Annotated in this window: 14 protein-coding genes; 11 read left to right on the forward strand and 3 right to left on the reverse strand. The window is 68.1% G+C overall.

Annotated features, from left to right (window positions below):
• Positions 1-114: 114 nt before the first annotated feature.
• Positions 115-555, reverse strand: coding sequence for a preprotein translocase subunit SecG (secG, locus tag ASD67_RS12995; RefSeq protein ID WP_443028037.1), 441 nt, complete (start codon positions 553-555; stop codon positions 115-117).
• A 225-nt stretch (positions 556-780) separates the two neighbouring features.
• Entirely contained in the window at positions 781-1,533 is a 753-nt protein-coding gene (gene tpiA / locus ASD67_RS13000; RefSeq protein ID WP_056348505.1) for a triose-phosphate isomerase, read from the reverse strand.
• Positions 1,534-1,711: 178 nt separating this feature from the next.
• Here tpiA and ASD67_RS13005 point away from each other — a divergent pair, with 178 nt between their 5' ends.
• The 11 genes from ASD67_RS13005 to lexA all read left to right on the forward strand — a co-directional run bounded on the left by ASD67_RS13005 (position 1,712) and on the right by lexA (position 13,616).
• A complete protein-coding gene (locus ASD67_RS13005) occupies positions 1,712-3,661 on the forward strand; it encodes a peptidylprolyl isomerase (RefSeq protein WP_156377709.1) in 1,950 nt (649 codons plus the stop codon).
• Positions 3,662-3,663: 2 nt separating this feature from the next.
• Positions 3,664-5,181 (forward strand): anthranilate synthase component I, encoded by a 1,518-nt coding sequence (trpE, locus tag ASD67_RS13010; protein WP_235535674.1) that lies wholly within the window; start codon positions 3,664-3,666, stop codon positions 5,179-5,181.
• A gap of 305 nt (positions 5,182-5,486) precedes the next feature.
• Positions 5,487-6,554: an alpha/beta fold hydrolase gene (locus ASD67_RS13015; RefSeq protein ID WP_056347851.1), complete on the forward strand. Its 1,068-nt coding sequence runs from the start codon at positions 5,487-5,489 to the stop codon at positions 6,552-6,554.
• The gene (locus tag ASD67_RS13020) at positions 6,551-7,558 is read left to right on the forward strand and encodes an NADP-dependent oxidoreductase (protein WP_056347853.1); all 1,008 of its coding nucleotides are present in this window, start codon (positions 6,551-6,553) and stop codon (positions 7,556-7,558) included. Before ASD67_RS13015 ends, ASD67_RS13020 begins: the two co-directional genes overlap by 4 nt.
• A gap of 78 nt (positions 7,559-7,636) precedes the next feature.
• Positions 7,637-8,227, forward strand: a complete 591-nt coding sequence (locus tag ASD67_RS13025) for an anthranilate synthase component II (protein WP_056347856.1) — start codon at positions 7,637-7,639, stop codon at positions 8,225-8,227.
• The gene (gene trpD, locus ASD67_RS13030) at positions 8,224-9,222 is read left to right on the forward strand and encodes an anthranilate phosphoribosyltransferase (protein ID WP_056347858.1); all 999 of its coding nucleotides are present in this window, start codon (positions 8,224-8,226) and stop codon (positions 9,220-9,222) included. Before ASD67_RS13025 ends, trpD begins: the two co-directional genes overlap by 4 nt.
• Positions 9,219-10,004: an indole-3-glycerol phosphate synthase TrpC gene (trpC, locus tag ASD67_RS13035; RefSeq protein ID WP_056347860.1), complete on the forward strand. Its 786-nt coding sequence runs from the start codon at positions 9,219-9,221 to the stop codon at positions 10,002-10,004. Before trpD ends, trpC begins: the two co-directional genes overlap by 4 nt.
• 272 nt (positions 10,005-10,276) lie before the next feature.
• The gene (locus tag ASD67_RS13040) at positions 10,277-11,149 is read left to right on the forward strand and encodes a hypothetical protein (protein ID WP_056347862.1); all 873 of its coding nucleotides are present in this window, start codon (positions 10,277-10,279) and stop codon (positions 11,147-11,149) included.
• A gap of 57 nt (positions 11,150-11,206) precedes the next feature.
• Positions 11,207-11,680, forward strand: a complete 474-nt coding sequence (moaC, locus tag ASD67_RS13045) for a cyclic pyranopterin monophosphate synthase MoaC (protein WP_056347865.1) — start codon at positions 11,207-11,209, stop codon at positions 11,678-11,680.
• A complete protein-coding gene (locus tag ASD67_RS13050) occupies positions 11,677-12,867 on the forward strand; it encodes a molybdopterin molybdotransferase MoeA (RefSeq protein ID WP_056347866.1) in 1,191 nt (396 codons plus the stop codon). Before moaC ends, ASD67_RS13050 begins: the two co-directional genes overlap by 4 nt.
• A gap of 65 nt (positions 12,868-12,932) precedes the next feature.
• Positions 12,933-13,616, forward strand: coding sequence for a transcriptional repressor LexA (lexA, locus tag ASD67_RS13055; protein ID WP_056347868.1), 684 nt, complete (start codon positions 12,933-12,935; stop codon positions 13,614-13,616).
• Here lexA and ASD67_RS13060 read toward each other — a convergent pair.
• Positions 13,570-15,669, reverse strand: a complete 2,100-nt coding sequence (locus ASD67_RS13060; protein WP_235535675.1) for a ComEC/Rec2 family competence protein — start codon at positions 15,667-15,669, stop codon at positions 13,570-13,572. The two genes, lexA and ASD67_RS13060, sit on opposite strands and share 47 nt — an antisense overlap.
• Positions 15,670-15,754: the final 85 nt, after the last annotated feature.

The following is a 15,754-nucleotide window of genomic DNA, read 5'->3' on the forward strand; positions in this document are numbered from 1 at the left end:
GGAAAGACTTACTCAACAGGAGGGGGACGGCGCAAGCCGTCGAATCGCAAACGGCGGAAATAATTCCGCCGCGCACGAATGCGGGCAGCGGGAGGCGCCTTGCGGCGCCGCCGCTTATTTCTTGGCGGGAGCCGGCGGTGCGGCGGGGGGCGTATCGGCAGCGGCGGCCGCTGCGGCGGCGGCCAGCGGATCGTCGCTCGGCAGTGCCTGCGCCGGGGCGCCGTTCGCGGGGGCCTGCGCCGGGGCGGTCAGCCCGGTCGCCGCGCCGCTTGCGGGCTGCGCCGATTTCGACAGCGAGGTGTCGAGCGTGGTGCTGCCCGAACCGCCGACCGAAGCCATGGCGGCAAGCACGATCGACAGACCGACGAACGCCGTCGCGAGGATCGTCGTGGCGCGCGTCATGAAATCGGCCGCGCCGCGCGCCGACAACAGACCCGCGGGGCTGCCACCGACGCCAAGCCCGCCACCTTCCGACTTCTGCATCAGGATGACGCCGATCATCGCGGCCGCCACAACGGCCTGGACGACAAGCAGGAAGGTGAAGAGGTTCGACATCATATCATCCTGAAACGGGGTGCCGCAAATGGGCCAATCTGGCGGTGCACATAGAGATGGCGCGCGAAATCTTCAACCCGCAAGGACCAGCCAGGGTCCACGCAAGAAAAACGATGCTGTCGGCCCTCCCCTTTCCCATTCGTGTCGAGCGAAGTCGAGACACCCCGCGACCGCGCGCGACCGATCGGCATCTCGACTGCGCTCGATGCGAACGAACTTGGAAGCCTATTGAGAGAGACTCCCTCCCGCCGCGACGATCGGCAGGAACTTGCCCGCCGTCAGGCTCGCCCCGCCGACCAGCGCGCCGTCGACGTCGCCGGCGCCCAGCAGTTCGGCGGCATTGTCGCCATTGACCGACCCGCCATAGAGCAGCCGCAGCACATCCGATCCCGTGCCGATCCGTGCGGACAGCGCGGCGCGGATCGATCCGTGCATCGCCGCGACATCCTCGGTCGTCGGTACCAGCCCGGTGCCGATCGCCCAGATCGGTTCATAGGCGATCGCGAGCCGCGTCGGATCGAAACTGTCGGGCAGCGATTCCCGCACCTGCGCCAGCACATGGTCGATCGCGCCGCCCGATTCGCGGACCGTGCGCGGCTCGCCGACGCACAGGATGACATCGAGTCCGGCGCCCAGCGCCGCCTCGGCCTTCGCTTTTACATCCTGGTCGCTCTCGCCGCAGCCTTCGCGGCGTTCGCTGTGTCCGACGATCACCAGGCTGGCGCCGGCATCGGCCAGCATCGCCGCGGCGACCGCCCCGGTGAAGGCGCCCGATGCGGCGCTGTGGCAATCCTGCCCGCCGACCGCTCCGCCCGGCACGGCGGCGACCATCGCGCCGATCAGCGTGAAGGGCGGGCAAAGCGCGACATCGACCGCCTTGTGCTCGGCAGCGGCGGCGAAGATCGCCTGCGCCTCGGCGAGCGATGCCGACACGCCGTTCATCTTCCAGTTGCCGACCACATATTTGCGCCGCGCCATCGCCATTTCCTCTCGCTGTTGTTCCGGTTGCGACGCCCCTAGCGGCGGGCGATGGCGCTAGGCAAGACGCGCCTGCGGCGCGCCGGGCCACTTTCGCGCCTTGATGCCGCTGCCCGACCCGCCTAAAGCCGCACCGAATTGCGCGCCCGCGCACCCTATTCGAAAGATTGCCCCTTCGATGATTACCGCGATCCGCAGCCTCTTTTCCTCCACGATCGGCAAGATTCTCGCCCTCGCCTTCGTCGCGCTCGTCGGCGTTGCCTTCGCGCTCGGCGATATCGGCGGCAATTCGCCGCTCGGCGGCGGGGTCGGCGGCTCCAATGTCGCGCGCGTCGGCGATACCGACATCGGTTATGCCGAACTGCGCGACCAGGTGCGCCGCTCGTTCGATCAGGCACGCCGCGACCAGCCGACGCTGACGATCGACGCCTTTGTCGAGGCCGGCGGGCTCCAGCAGACGCTCGACCAGCTCATCGACGGCGCGGCCTTCACCCAATATGCCGACACCCTCGGCTTGGGGATCAGCAAGCGCCTGATCGACAGCCGCATCGCCGACCTGCCGGTGTTCAAGGGCGTATCGGGCAATTTCGACAAGACGGTGTTCGACGCGTTCCTGCGCCAGAACAACATCACCGAAGCCGCGCTGCGCAGCGACATCGCGCAGCAGATTTACGCCGAACAGCTCGCGGTCCCGGTCGGCAGCATGCCGCGCGTCGCGCCCGCCATGGCGCAGCCCTATGCCGCGCTGCTGCTCGAACGGCGCGAGGGCCAGGCGACCTATATTCCCTCCAGCAGCTTCGCCCCGACCGCCGATCCGGGCGACGCGGTGCTGCAGAAATATCTGGGCGAGAATCGCGCCCGCTTCAGCATTCCCGAGCGCCGCGTGCTGCAATATGCAGTGTTCGACCGCAGCATCGCGCCAGTCGCGGCGGTGACCGACAAGGAAATCGCCGACATCTACAAGGCAAACGCCGCGCGCTTCGCCGCGACCGAGACGCGCCGCTTCGCGCAGATCATCGCGCCCGACCAGGCGAGCGCGAACAGCATCGCGGCCAAGGTTCGCGGCGGTTCGTCGATCGCCGCCGCCGCGCAGGCCGCCGGCCTCACCGCCGGTTCGTCGGGCGACGTCACGCTGACCGCCTATTCGGGCATGACCAACAGCGCCGCCGCCAAGGCCGCCTTCGCCGCCAAGCGCGGCGACATCCTCGGCCCGACACAGACCGGCCTCGGCTGGACCATCGCGCAGGTCGAGACGATCACCGCGACACCGGCCAAGACGCTCGCCGACGCCACCCCCGAAATCCGCGCCCAGCTTCAAAAGAGCAAGGCCGAAGAGGCGATCATCAGTTTCTACAACGGCGTTCAGGACGCGGTGAACGAGGGCGTGTCGATCGACGAGATCACCACCGACCGCAAGCTCACGCTCGTCGAAACCCCGGCCTTGCTGCCCAGCGGCCGGGCGCCTGCACAGCCCGCCTTCGCGCTCGCAGCCGACCTCGCGCCGATGATCAGTCAGGCGTTCCAGGGCAGCGACGCGGGCGAGACCCATCTCGCGACGCTGGTCGAGAACGAGAAATTCGCCGTCTATGCGATCAAGTCGGTCGTCCCCGCGGCGCCGCCGCCCTTCGCGCAGATCCGCGCCGACCTCCTCGCCGACTGGAAGCTCGCACAGGGCCAGAAGGTCGCCCGCGACAAGGCGCGCGCGATCGTCAAGGCGGTCGAGGGCAAGCAGAGCTTCGCCGACGCGGTGCGCGCCGCCGGGCCGAACATCGGCAACGTCCAGACGATCGGCGGGCTTCGCGCCGAACTCGGCGCGGGCGGCCAGCGCGTGCCCCCCGAACTCGCCCTGCTCTTCTCGATGGCACAGGGCAGCGTCAAGACGCTCGAAATCCCCGGCAACCGCGGCTGGATGGTGATCGCGCTCGGCAAGGTCGAGCGTCCGAACCCGAAGGATATCCAGCCCGAACGCGTCGCCGCGATCGCCGGCCCGCTCGGCCCTGCCTTCGGCAACGAACTCGTCGCCCAGATGATGCAGGACGCCCGCAAGCGCGTCGGCGTCAAGCTCAACCAGAAGCTGATCGACCAGCTGCGCAAGGAACTGACCGGCGACGCACCGGTCGCCGAATAAGGGTGAGCCTGGAGGGTAGAGCTGCCGCGCTCGAAGCGCTGGCCGGGGGTCGCGGCGCGGTCGTCTGGCAGCGGTTGATCGCCGATGTCGAAACCCCGGTGTCGGCGGCGCTCAAGCTGATCGCGCCGGGACGCGGCGACTGGGTGCTCGAATCGGTCGAAAGCGGCGAGACGCGCGGCCGCTACAGCCTGATCGGCCTCGATCCCGATTTGATGTTCGAGGTACGCGGCGACGCCGCGCGCATAAACCGCGACTGGCAGCGTGACCGCGATAATTTCGCGCCCGTCGCCGCTCCGGCGCTGCAAGCGCTGCGCGACCTCGTCGCCGAATGCCGTTTCGATGTGCCCGACGCGCTGCCCAAGGCGCTCGCGACGCTGGTCGGCTTCTTCGCCTATGAAACCATCGGCCTCGTCGAGCGCATCCCGCGCGCGCCGGGCGCCGGGCTCGGCCTGCCCGACATGGTCTTCGTACGCCCGACGGTCATCCTCGTCTTCGACCGGCTCGCCGACGAACTTTTCCTGATCGCGCCGATCTGGCCCGACGACGATGCGCCGATCGACCGCGCAATCGACGCCGCGCAGGACAAGCTCGACGCCATCGCCGCGCGCCTCGCGACCGGCAATCCGCATGCCGAGCACGCGACCACGCTGACCGACCCGGCGACCATCGCCGCCAATCCCGCGACCACGCCCGAGCATTTCGCCGCAATGGTGGCGACCGCGAAGGACTATATTGCCGCGGGTGACATCTTCCAGGTCGTGCTGTCGCAGCGCTTCTCGACCCCGTTCGACCTGCCGCCCTTCGACCTCTATCGCGCGCTCCGCCGCATCAATCCGTCGCCCTTCCTCTATTTCCTCGACCTACCGGGCTTCGCGCTGATCGGCTCGTCCCCCGAAATCCTCGTGCGGGTACGCGACGGCGAGATCACGATCCGCCCGATCGCGGGCACCCGCCCGCGCGGGCGAACCAGCGCCGAGGACGCGTATAACCGCGAATCGCTGCTCGCCGATCCCAAGGAACGCGCCGAGCATCTGATGCTGCTCGACCTCGGCCGCAACGACGTCGGTCGCGCGGCAATCGGCGGCAGCGTGACCGTCACCGACAGCTATACCGTCGAATTCTACAGCCATGTCATGCACATCGTATCGAACGTCATCGGCCGCATCGCGCCCGACAAGGATGCGATCGACGCGCTGTTCGCGGGCTTCCCGGCGGGCACGGTCAGCGGCGCACCGAAGGTCCGCGCCTGCCAGATCATCGCCGAACTCGAGGCCGACGCGCGCGGGCCTTACGCGGGCGGCGTCGGCTATTTCGCCCCCGACGGCAATATGGACAGCTGCATCGTGCTGCGCACCGCGATCGTCAAGGATGGCGAAATGCACGTCCAGGCCGGCGCCGGCATCGTCGCCGACAGCGACCCCGCGTATGAACAGCGCGAGTGCGAGGCCAAGGCCGGCGCGCTGTTCGCGGCGGCGCGCGAGGCAGTACGGCTGGCGGGCATGCCGGGGTATGGGCAGTGAGCGCCGGCACCATTTGATCCGTCCGATAGGGTGCGATCCGGAGGCAACCGATTGCGGCCATAAAGCCCTCTCCCCTTGGGAGAGGGTTGGGTGAGGGTGTCTGGGGTGAGCTTTCAAGGTCATCGATCAATCCCCTCACCCAACTTCGGCTAGGTTGCTGCGCAACCAAGCCTGCGTATCCCTCTCCCGACGGGAGAGGGCGAAGCTCCTCTCTCCACCCCCTAAAGCCGCCGTTGCCGAAACCCTCGTCGATCTCGCGACGCAGAGGACTTATCACCGCTCCGCAAACGCGCTAGCTTCACCCCATGCTGAAATTCATCGTCCCCCTCGCCCTGCTGCTCGCAGCCGCTACGCCCGCCCAAGCCCAGATCGAAGGCGCCACCGAAGCCGATGCGATCCTCCAGGATTTCACCTTCGCGACCGGCGAGAAACTGCCCGAGATCAAGCTCCACTACACCACGCTCGGCACTCCACAGCGCGACGCGAAAGGTAGTGTCACCAACGCCGTGATGATTCTCCACGGCACCGGCGGCACCGGCAAACAATTCTTCCAGCCACAGTTCGCGAGCGAGCTTTTCGGCCCCGGCCAGCCGCTCGATACGAGCAAATATTACGTCATCCTGCCCGACAATATCGGCCATGGCGGCTCGTCGAAGCCCAGCGACGGGCTGCGGATGAAATTCCCCAAATATGACTATGCCGACATGGTCGCGGCGCAGCACCGCCTGCTCACCGAAAAGCTCGGGGTGCAGAAGCTGAAGCTCATCCTCGGCACCTCGATGGGCTGCATGCACGCCTTCGTCTGGGGCGAGACCTGGCCCGGCTTCGCCGAGCGCCTCGCCCCCTTCGCCTGCCTGCCGGTCGAGATCGCGGGCCAGAACCGCATGTGGCGCACCTTGTCGATCGACGCGATCAAGGCCGATCCGCTGTGGCAGGACGGTAATTACAGCGCGCCCCCCGCCGCCGGCCTGCGGACCGCCGCCGCGCTCAGCATGATCGCGGGCGCCAATCCCTATGCGCTGCAGGCGCAATATCCGACCCGCGAGGCCGCCGAAAAATATAAGGATGAGGCCTTTGCCCGCACCTATGGCCGCAACGACGCCAACGACACCATCTACCAGCTTGAAAGCTCGCGCACCTACAATCCCTGGGCCGACCTCGAAAAAATCACCGTCCCCGTGCTCTGGATCAACAGCGCCGACGATTTCATCAACCCGCCGCTCTACGGCATCACCGAAAAAGCCGCCCCGCGCATGCCGCGCGCCAAATTCATCCTCATCCCCGCCAGCCCCGAAACCAAGGGGCACAGCACGCATACCTGGGCGAAGTTCTGGAAGGACGATCTCGCGAAACTGATGGCGGAAAAGCCGTGAAGGCCCTCGTCCTCACCCGCTACGGCGGCCCCGAAGCCACCGAACTGCGCGACGTCCCGGCGCTGACGCCCGGGCCCGACGACATTCTCGTCCGCGTCCATGCCGCCGGGCTCAACCCCGTCGACTTCAAGATTCGCGACGGCAAACTCAAGGTCGTGCAGGGTTTTAAAATGCCCGTCGTCATGGGCAATGAATTCGCCGGGGTCGTCGAGGCGTGCGGCACGAAGGTCACCGGCTTTTCGCCCGGCGACCGCATCTTCGCGCGCGTGCCCAAGGAGCGCATGGGCGCCTTCGCCGAACTCGCGGTCGTCCCCGCCGATCATGCCGCGTTGCTGGCCGCCGGCCTCGATTTCACCACCGCCGCCGGCGTCCCGCTCGCGGGGCTCACCGCGCTGCAGGCGCTCCGCGACGAACTCCACCTCAAACCCGGCGGCCGCGTCTTCATCCCCGGCGGCGCGGGCGGGGTCGGCACCTTCGCGATCCAGCTCGCCAAATGGCTCGGCGCCGAAGTCACCACCACCGCTTCGCCGCGCGGCCGCGACCTCGTCGAGCGGCTCGGCGCCGACCGCGTGATCGATTATACGACGCAGGATTTCGCGGGCGAAGTCCGCGACATGGACGGCGCCTTCGACCTCATCGGCGGCGACACGCTCGCGAAATGCTTCGCCGTCGTCAAACCCGGCGCCACCGTCGTCTCGGTCGCGGGCCTGCCCGAACCGCTCACCGCGACAAAGGATCTCGGCCGCGGCCCGCTCCTCGCCGCGCTCTTCTGGTTCGCAAGCTTCGGCATCCGCGCCAAGGCCCGCAAGCATGGCGCGATCTACCGCTATCTGTTCATGCACCCCAGCGGCGCCGAACTCGCCGAATTGGCGGCGCTGATCGAGCAAAAACGGCTCGAACCCGTGATCGACCGCGTCTTTCCCTTCGCCGCCATCGCCGACGCGATCGCCTATCTCGAATCGGGCCGCGCCAAGGGCAAAATCGTCGTCCGGATGGTCGACTAGGCCCGAAAAGCCGGACTTGCGCCTTCCCAAGCTTCTATCCCTTCCCCCACTCCCGCAAAATCGCTACCGCCCCATCCCATGATCCTCGTCATCGACAACTACGACAGCTTCACCTTCAACCTCGTTCATTATCTGATCGAGCTGGGCGCCGAGGTGCGCGTCGAACGCAACGATGCGCTCACGGCTGCGCAGGCCCTCGCCAGCGGTGCCGATGCGATCCTCATCTCGCCCGGCCCCTGCACGCCCAATGAAGCGGGAATCAGCCTCGACCTCGTCGCCGCCTGCGCCGACGCCGCGCGGCCCTTGCTCGGCGTCTGCCTCGGACATCAGGCGATCGGCCAGCATTTCGGCGGCATCGTGCAGCGCGGCCATCTGATGCACGGCAAGACCTCGCCCGTCTGCCACGACGGCAGCGGGCTGTTCGCCGGCCTGCCCTCGCCGCTCACCGCGACGCGCTACCACAGCCTCGAGGTGGTCGATATTCCCGCCAGCCTTGTCATCAACGCGACCAGCGACGACGGCGCGGTGATGGGGTTCCGCCACGCCGAGCTGTCGATCCATGGCGTCCAGTTCCACCCCGAAAGCATCGCCACCGAACATGGCCATGCGATGCTCGCCAATTTCATGGCGAGCGCGGGCCTGCCGGTGCGCGAACGCCAGTCGGCATGAGCCGCTTCGGTCCCTTCCCCGATCCGGCCGCGCTGCTCGATCATGACGAGGCCGCGCACGCCTTCGCGACGATGCTCGACGGCGGCGGCAGCGACGATGATATCGCCGGCTTCCTGGCCGCGCTGTCCGACCGCGGCGAGACGATGGTCGAAATCGCCGCCGCGGCGCAGGCGATGCGCGACCGGCTGATCGCGATCGAGGCCCCTGCGGGCGCGATCGACGTCTGTGGCACCGGCGGCGACGGCCATCATACATTGAACGTCTCGACCGCGGTCGCCATTGTCGTGGCAGCATGCGAGGTTCCGGTCGCAAAGCACGGAAATCGTGCCGCTTCGTCGAAATCCGGTGCCGCCGATACCTTGGAAGCCCTCGGCCTCGACATGGACCGCGCCGACCATATGGCGCAGGAACAGCTTGCCGACCTCGGCATCTGCTTCCTCTTCGCGGGAACGCGGCATCCGGCGATGAAGCGCATCATGCCGATCCGCAAGGCGCTCGGCCGCCGGACCATCTTCAACCTGATGGGCCCGCTCGCCAACCCCGCACGCGTCACGCGCCAGCTCGTCGGCATCGCGCGCCCCGCCTATGTCGCCGTCTATGCCGAGGCGCTGCACCGGCTCGGCACCGAGCATTCGCGCGTCATCTCGGGCGACGAAGGCCTCGACGAACTGTCGCTCGCGGGCGGCAACGAAGTCGCGGTGGTCACCCCCGAAGGCGTCGTCATGCAGCGCAGCCACGCCGCCGACGCGGGCCTGCCGACACACCCGCTCGAGGAACTGCGCGGCGGCGACGCCGCTTTCAATGCGCGCGCGCTGCGCGGCCTGCTCCAGGGCGAACCCGGTGCCTATCGCGACGCCGTGCTCTACAACGCCGCCGAGGCCCTCCTCGTCGCGGGCGCGGTCCGAACGCGGACCGAAGGCGTCGAGGAAGCCGCCGAAGCGATCGACAAGGGCCTCGCCAACGCACTGCTCGACTGCTGGATCGCTTACAAATGAACAAGCTCACCCAAATCCTCGCCACCAAGGCCGAAGAGGTCGCCGAGCGCCGCCAGTCGCGCACGATGGCCGATCTCGACGCCATCGACGCCGGCCCGGTGCGCGGTTTCGCCGCCGCGCTGCAGGCAAAGATCGACGCCGGCTGCTTCGCGCTGATCGCCGAAATCAAGAAAGCTTCGCCGTCCAAGGGACTGATTCGCGAAGATTTCGATCCCGCCGACCACGCTCGTGCTTATCAGGCCGGCGGCGCGGCGTGCCTCTCGGTGCTCACCGACGCGCCTTATTTCCAGGGGCATGAGGAATTTCTGATCGCCGCGCGCACCGCGTGCGACCTGCCGGTGCTGCGCAAGGATTTCATGATCGATCCCTGGCAGGTCGCCGAAGCACGCTCGATCGGCGCCGACGCGATCCTGATCATCGTCGCCGCACTGGAAGACGCCGAGATGCAGGCCATCGAGGCCGCGGCGATCGAACGCGGCATGGATGTCCTCGTCGAGGTCCATGACGAAGCCGAGCTAAGCCGCGCGCTGACCGCGCTCCAGTCGCGCCTGATCGGCGTCAACAACCGTGATTTGCGGACGTTCGAGACCGACCTCGCGGTCACCGAACGCCTCGCGAAGCTGGTTCCGGCCGGCACCCTGCTCGTAGGCGAAAGCGGCATCGCCACCCACGCCGACTGCCAACGCCTCGCGGCCAGCGGCGTGAAGACCTTCCTCGTCGGTGAAAGCCTGATGCGACAGGCGGATGTGGCCGCGGCGACGAAAGCGTTGCTGGAGGGGTAGTGTCTGCTTTGGGGTGGGGAGCGGACATTCCGCCACGACCCGTTCCCCGGCGAAGGCCGGGGTCCAGAGCAGTATGACGCCCTGGACCCCGGCCTTCGCCGGGGATCAGCTCTTCTATGCCCCCTTCCGCCCGGAACCGGTTTTCGTAACCCGCAGCAGAACCAGCTCGCCCCCCATCACCGACCGGTATCCTATACGAACCGGTAATATCTCGCCGGTTACAGCAGGCGGTTACAAGAACCGGATCGACACCGGGAACCAGGGAAAGAAGGATGGCGGGAATCAATCGGCTATCATGGCTTTTGGCGCTGCCGATGGCCGCCCCGTTGCTGGGTCAGGCGGCATCGGCGCAGGAAAGTGGCTCGGCCCAAGCGGCCGAATGGCCGAAAACCATGTATCAATGTCGTCACCGCGCGCCCCTCGACGGCTTCGGCGGCACGCTCGAATTCGACACGCTGTACACTGAAGCGGGCGCGATCTTTTCCGAAAGCGGCCGATGGACGTCCGATTATCTACCCAGGCGCGCCCCGCCCCTCCCGGCCGGCCTGATGGCGGAACAGTCCATCATCCTCCCCGCCGGACAGCCAAGCGGCATGACGGTCATGATCGAATGGCCCGGCGGCAATGTCTGGGACAAGACGCCTACGCCCGATCCGTCTGCCAAAGCGATGATCCGCATCGTCAATATCGACGGCGTCGCCCGGTCGATGCGGAAAAAGGAGCGCTGGCACCAATCGGTCGTGGTCCGCAACAGCGAAGTCCTCCCCTACGCGAACGGCAATGACCGCATGCTTTTCCTCAGCCCGCTCGAACCCGCGCTGATCAGCAATTATGGCGATACCTCCAACATGGACCTGACGATGCCGGTCGCGAACCTCCTGGCTTGGGGCAGCGGGCTCGAAGCGCTGACGGTCTTCGATATATTCGTCGAACCCCGGAAATATGACCCGCATAGTTTTCCCAACGGACCCGCCGGACCGATGCGGGTCGTCGGCGAATATCACATCGACATGACCGCGCTCGCCGCAGGCTTCGACAAGATCCGTGCCGAGCACCGGTGGTGGCGCGCCGGCCTCGCCGATTTCAAGACGCGCTGCGAAGCGACGCAGGTGTCGGACCCATCGCTGGAAATCATCGTTACCTGACCGCCTGTCATTATCTCTCCTTGCCTTTCCTCCGCAGCGTTGCTTGGCTTCATCGCCATGACCCAACGCCCGACTCATCTCGACGAAAGCGGCGCCGCCCATATGGTCGACGTCGGCGCCAAGCCCGCAACCGCGCGCCGCGCCGTCGCCACCGGCCGCATCACCATGTCCCCTGCAGCGCTCGAAGCCATCCGCACCGGCAACGCGCCCAAGGGCGACGTCCTCTCGACCGCGCGCATCGCCGGGATCATGGGCGCCAAGCGCACCGCCGACCTCATCCCGCTCTGCCATCCTCTCGCGCTCACCAAGGTCGGCGTCGAGTTCGAATGGGAGGAAACCGGCATTTCGGTCACCGCGACCGCCGCGACCACGGGGCCGACGGGGGTCGAGATGGAGGCGCTCACCGCCGCCTCGGTCGCGCTGCTCACCCTCTACGACATGGCGAAGGCGCTCGACCGCGCGATGGTGCTCGGCGATATCCGCCTGCTCGAAAAGAGCGGCGGCCGCTCGGGCGACTGGCACGCCGAATGAGCAAGCTGCTCCCCGTCGAGGAGGCGCAGGCACGCCTGCTCGCGCTCCGCACGCCGCTTCCTCCAGAAAATATCGCCTTTTCCGAATCGCTTGGCCGATATCTTTCGCACGATATCATCGCATTGCGCGACCAGCCTGCGGCGCCGCTTTCGGCGATGGACGGTTATGCGATCCGTTTCGCCGACCTGCCGGGACCATGGACGATCATCGGCGAGGTCGCCGCAGGCTCCGCGCCCGTCCTGCCCCTCGGCGCGCGTCAGGCGATCCGCATCTTCACCGGCGCGATGGTCCCCCACGACGCCGACACGGTCATCCTGCAGGAAGATGTCGCCGCCGACGGCACGGTCCTGACGCTGACCGGCGATGGCCCGGAGGCCCAGGGCGCCCATATTCGCGACCGCGCCAGCGACTTCGCTACCGGCGCCACGCTCGTCGCCGCCGGAACCCGGCTCAACGCCGGTGCGATCGCCGCGGCGATCATGGGTGGCGACGCGCAGCTTGTGGTCGGCGCCCGCCCGCGTGTCGCGATCCTCACCACCGGCGACGAACTCGTCCAGCCGGGCCGTGCGCTCGCGCCCGGCCAGATCCCCGACAGCAACGGCACGATGCTCGCCGCGATGCTCGCCGCCGAGCCCGCCGTGGTCAGCATCCCGCTCCACATCCGCGACGACCGTGAAATTTTATCCAAGGTATTAAAAGACCTGGCGCGACGTCACGACGTCATCGTCACCGTCGGCGGCGCCTCGGTCGGCGATCACGACCATGTCCGCGGCGCGCTCGACGATGCCGGCGGGCGGCTCGATTTCTGGAAGATCGCGATGCGCCCCGGCAAGCCGCTGATCGCGGGCACGCTCGGCGACGCGCTGCTGCTTGGCCTGCCCGGCAACCCCTCGTCGGCCTTCGTTACTGCGACCCTGTTCCTGCTCCCCCTCGTCCGCCATCTCGCCGGCGCGCGAGCCCCGCTCCCGCAACTGCGCAGGGCCCCGCTCGCGGCCCCCCTCGGCCCCGGCGGCGCGCGACGCGACTATTTGCGCGGACGGATCGACGACGGCCTTCTCTCGCCCTTCGACGGACAGGACAGCGGCCGCACCTTTCCGCTCGCTGCGGCGAATGCGCTCGTCATCCGCGAGATCGGTGCGCCGTCCCGCGCGGCGGGCGACGCGGCGGATTATATCGACATCGCTTGACAAGTTCGCTTCTGTTCCATTATCGTTCTCCTTATGTCCGAAACCGGCATCATGGAGAACGCCCGATGTTGACCGCCAAGCAGCATGAACTGCTCCACTTCATCCAGCAAAAGCTCGACGCGAGCGGCATCTCGCCGTCGTTCGAGGAGATGAAGGAGGCGCTCGGGCTCAAGTCCAAATCGGGAATCCACCGCCTGATCAGCGCGCTCGAGGAGCGCGGCTTCCTCCGCCGCCTCCCCAACCGCGCCCGCGCGCTCGAGGTCGTCAAGCTTCCCGAGGGCGGCAAGGCGGCCGTCAGCACCGATCGCGACAATGTCGTGCCGCTGCGCAAGCCCGCCCCCGCGATGCGTCCGATCGCCGCGAACGACATCGTCGAGGTTCCGCTCCACGGCAAGATCGCCGCGGGTGTGCCGATCGAGGCGTTCGAAAATCATGACAATCTCGCGGTCCCCGCGGCGCTGCTCGGCTCAGGCGAACATTATGCGCTCGAAGTGTCGGGCGACTCGATGGTCGAGGCCGGCATCTTCGACGGCGATTATGCGCTGATCCAGAAGGTCAGCACCGCGCGCGAGGGCGATATCGTCGTCGCGCTCGTCGACGGGCAGGATGCGACGCTCAAATATTTCCGCCGCGAGGGCAAGATGATCCGTCTCGATCCCGCGAACAGTGCCTATGAGCCGCAGCGCTACGCCGCCGAGCGCGTCATCGTGCAAGGGAAGTTGTCGGGACTGCTTCGTCGTTACCACTGACCTGCGGCGGGCGGCGCCACATATGCTCGTCGCCCGCGCCTAACGCCGTCACCGCGCGCGGCCGCTCACCGAGGTAAAGCGCCAGCCCGCCGGTCTGCGGCAGCGTATCGCGATCGATCGTCAGCCAGCGGCCGGCGCATTCGCGCGGCAACCAGCGTTCGCTGATCACCACATCGGCGGCGGCGCACGCCGCCGCCATGTCCGCCCCCTCGATCCGGTCGCGCCCGCGCGCCGCGAGGATGGTGCGGCCATCCTGCGTCCAGCGACAGAAATCGCGGTTGCAGGCGACATGATCGAGGTCGGTGAGCGCGGCGAGCGGCGCATCGATCCCCGCCGCCTCGGCCACCGCGTCGCGCACATAATCCCCCGCCCGCTCACGCAGCAACGCATAGCTGCCGTCGGGTTGCGCCGCGGCGATATGCTTGCCGTCGCCGGTAATCAGCACATCGGGCCGCGGCTGGGCGAGCAGGACGGCCATGCCGAGGACCAGCGGAACCGCCCCCGCCCAGCGCCAGCGCGTCCGCCACAGCAGCAGCCATATCCCGCCGAAGATCGCGAGTCCGAAACCCCAGGGCGGAAACACCGGCAGCGTCGCCACCGCGCCGGGCGCCTCGGCGACGCTGTGCGCGAGCCAGATCAGTCCGTTCAGCGCCTGCTCGGCGACCCACCAGAAGGGCGCACCGAGCCCGACGCTGTCGAACAGCAAAGCCAGCGCCTCGGCGGGCATGATGACAAAGGTCGTCAGCGGGATCGCGACGACATTGGCGAGCGCGCCATAGAGCCCCGCCTTGTGGAAATGGAACAGCGCAATCGGCGCGAGCGCGACCTCGACCGCGAGCCCGGTGATCACCAGTCCCGCGACCCCGCGTCCCAGGCGAAACACCCATGGCTCCTCGCGCCGCGCCATGAACCGCTGCATCGCGCGGCTTTCGTGCAGCGCGACGATCGCGGTGATCGCCGCGAAACTCAGCTGGAAACTCGGCCCCGCCAGCGACTCGGGACGCCAGATCAGCACGATCAGCGCGCCCGCCGCGACCAGCCGCAGCGTCAGCGCCTCGCGCCCGAGCAGGAACGCGATCAGCACCAGCAGCGCGGCGATGAACGAGCGCAAGGTCGGCACCTCGGCCCCCGCGAGCAGCGTATATCCCCCGCCAGCGAGTGCCGCGACCGCCGCCGCCAGCGGCAGCACATAGCCCGCCAGCGCCAGCCGCCGACTGAGCGCGAGCAGGCTCATCGCGATCAGCATCGCAAAGGTCACCACCGCGGTCACATGCAGTCCGCTGATCGACAGCAGATGCGCCAGCCCGCTCCGCCGCATCGCCTCCTCGTCGGCCTCGCTGATCGCGCCGCGATCGCCCGCGACGAGCGCGGCGGCGATCCCCCCCGCCGATCCGTCGATCTGCCCGTGGATATGATCGCTCAGCCGCGCCCGCAGCGTCTGCACGCCGTCCCCCGCGCCCGGCGCCCGCCCGATGTCGCCGAGCACCGTACCGACCGCGCCGATCCGGTCGAACCAGGCGCGCTGCGCGAAATCATAGCCGCCGGGCAGGCTCGCGGTCGGCGGCGGCATCAGCCGCGCGCGCAGCCCGATCGCCTCGCCCGGCGCGATGCCCTTGCCCTGTTCGCCCGCCGCGGTGATCCGCAACCGCGGCGGCAGATCGGGTCGCTTCAGTGGCCGCACGATCAGCCGGACCTGGTCCTTCGCCGGCAGCGGCTCGACGCTTTCGACGCTCGCCGAAAATTCGGTTACCACCGGCAGCGCCAGCACGGGCGCCGACACCCATAGTGCTCGCCCCCACACGAGCAACAACCCCAGCGCCATCACCGCGCATCCGACGACGACCGCGCGCCCGAACCGGCGTTGCCAGCCGATCAGCAGCCCGGCGAGCGCCCCGGCGCCCAACACCAGCAACAGCCCGATCCAGTGGGTCCGGGTGGGCAGCGCGAACCAGGCGGCGATCCCCGCGCCGAGCGCGACCGGCAGCCAAAGCGCGATCCGTTCGCGCTCGGCATCGAGCCGCGCCTCGACCGACTCGCCCACCCGCCGCACCATCGCCGCCGCGCGCAAACCAATGGGCGTTTGAAGCGGCCTTGTCGCCATGCTAGGGGCACCCCCGATCCCCGTCCCCGCCGTCCGC

Origin of the sequence: Sphingopyxis sp. Root1497, from assembly GCF_001427085.1 — a bacterium.
Lineage (GTDB): Bacteria > Pseudomonadota > Alphaproteobacteria > Sphingomonadales > Sphingomonadaceae > Sphingopyxis.

What these genes read in the sequence shown, in the direction of transcription:
- secG (WP_443028037.1), bottom strand. Translation starts at nt 555, where the DNA reads ATGTCGAACCTCTTCACCTTCCTGCTTGTCGTCCAGGCCGTTGTGGCG.
- tpiA (WP_056348505.1), bottom strand. Translation starts at nt 1,533, where the DNA reads ATGGCGCGGCGCAAATATGTGGTCGGCAACTGGAAGATGAACGGCGTG.
- ASD67_RS13005 (WP_156377709.1), top strand. Translation starts at nt 1,712, where the DNA reads ATGATTACCGCGATCCGCAGCCTCTTTTCCTCCACGATCGGCAAGATT.
- ASD67_RS13015 (WP_056347851.1), top strand. Translation starts at nt 5,487, where the DNA reads ATGCTGAAATTCATCGTCCCCCTCGCCCTGCTGCTCGCAGCCGCTACG.
- ASD67_RS13025 (WP_056347856.1), top strand. Translation starts at nt 7,637, where the DNA reads ATGATCCTCGTCATCGACAACTACGACAGCTTCACCTTCAACCTCGTT.
- trpD (WP_056347858.1), top strand. Translation starts at nt 8,224, where the DNA reads ATGAGCCGCTTCGGTCCCTTCCCCGATCCGGCCGCGCTGCTCGATCAT.
- trpC (WP_056347860.1), top strand. Translation starts at nt 9,219, where the DNA reads ATGAACAAGCTCACCCAAATCCTCGCCACCAAGGCCGAAGAGGTCGCC.
- ASD67_RS13040 (WP_056347862.1), top strand. Translation starts at nt 10,277, where the DNA reads ATGGCGGGAATCAATCGGCTATCATGGCTTTTGGCGCTGCCGATGGCC.
- moaC (WP_056347865.1), top strand. Translation starts at nt 11,207, where the DNA reads ATGACCCAACGCCCGACTCATCTCGACGAAAGCGGCGCCGCCCATATG.
- ASD67_RS13050 (WP_056347866.1), top strand. Translation starts at nt 11,677, where the DNA reads ATGAGCAAGCTGCTCCCCGTCGAGGAGGCGCAGGCACGCCTGCTCGCG.
- lexA (WP_056347868.1), top strand. Translation starts at nt 12,933, where the DNA reads ATGTTGACCGCCAAGCAGCATGAACTGCTCCACTTCATCCAGCAAAAG.
- ASD67_RS13060 (WP_235535675.1), bottom strand. Translation starts at nt 15,669, where the DNA reads ATGGTGCGGCGGGTGGGCGAGTCGGTCGAGGCGCGGCTCGATGCCGAG.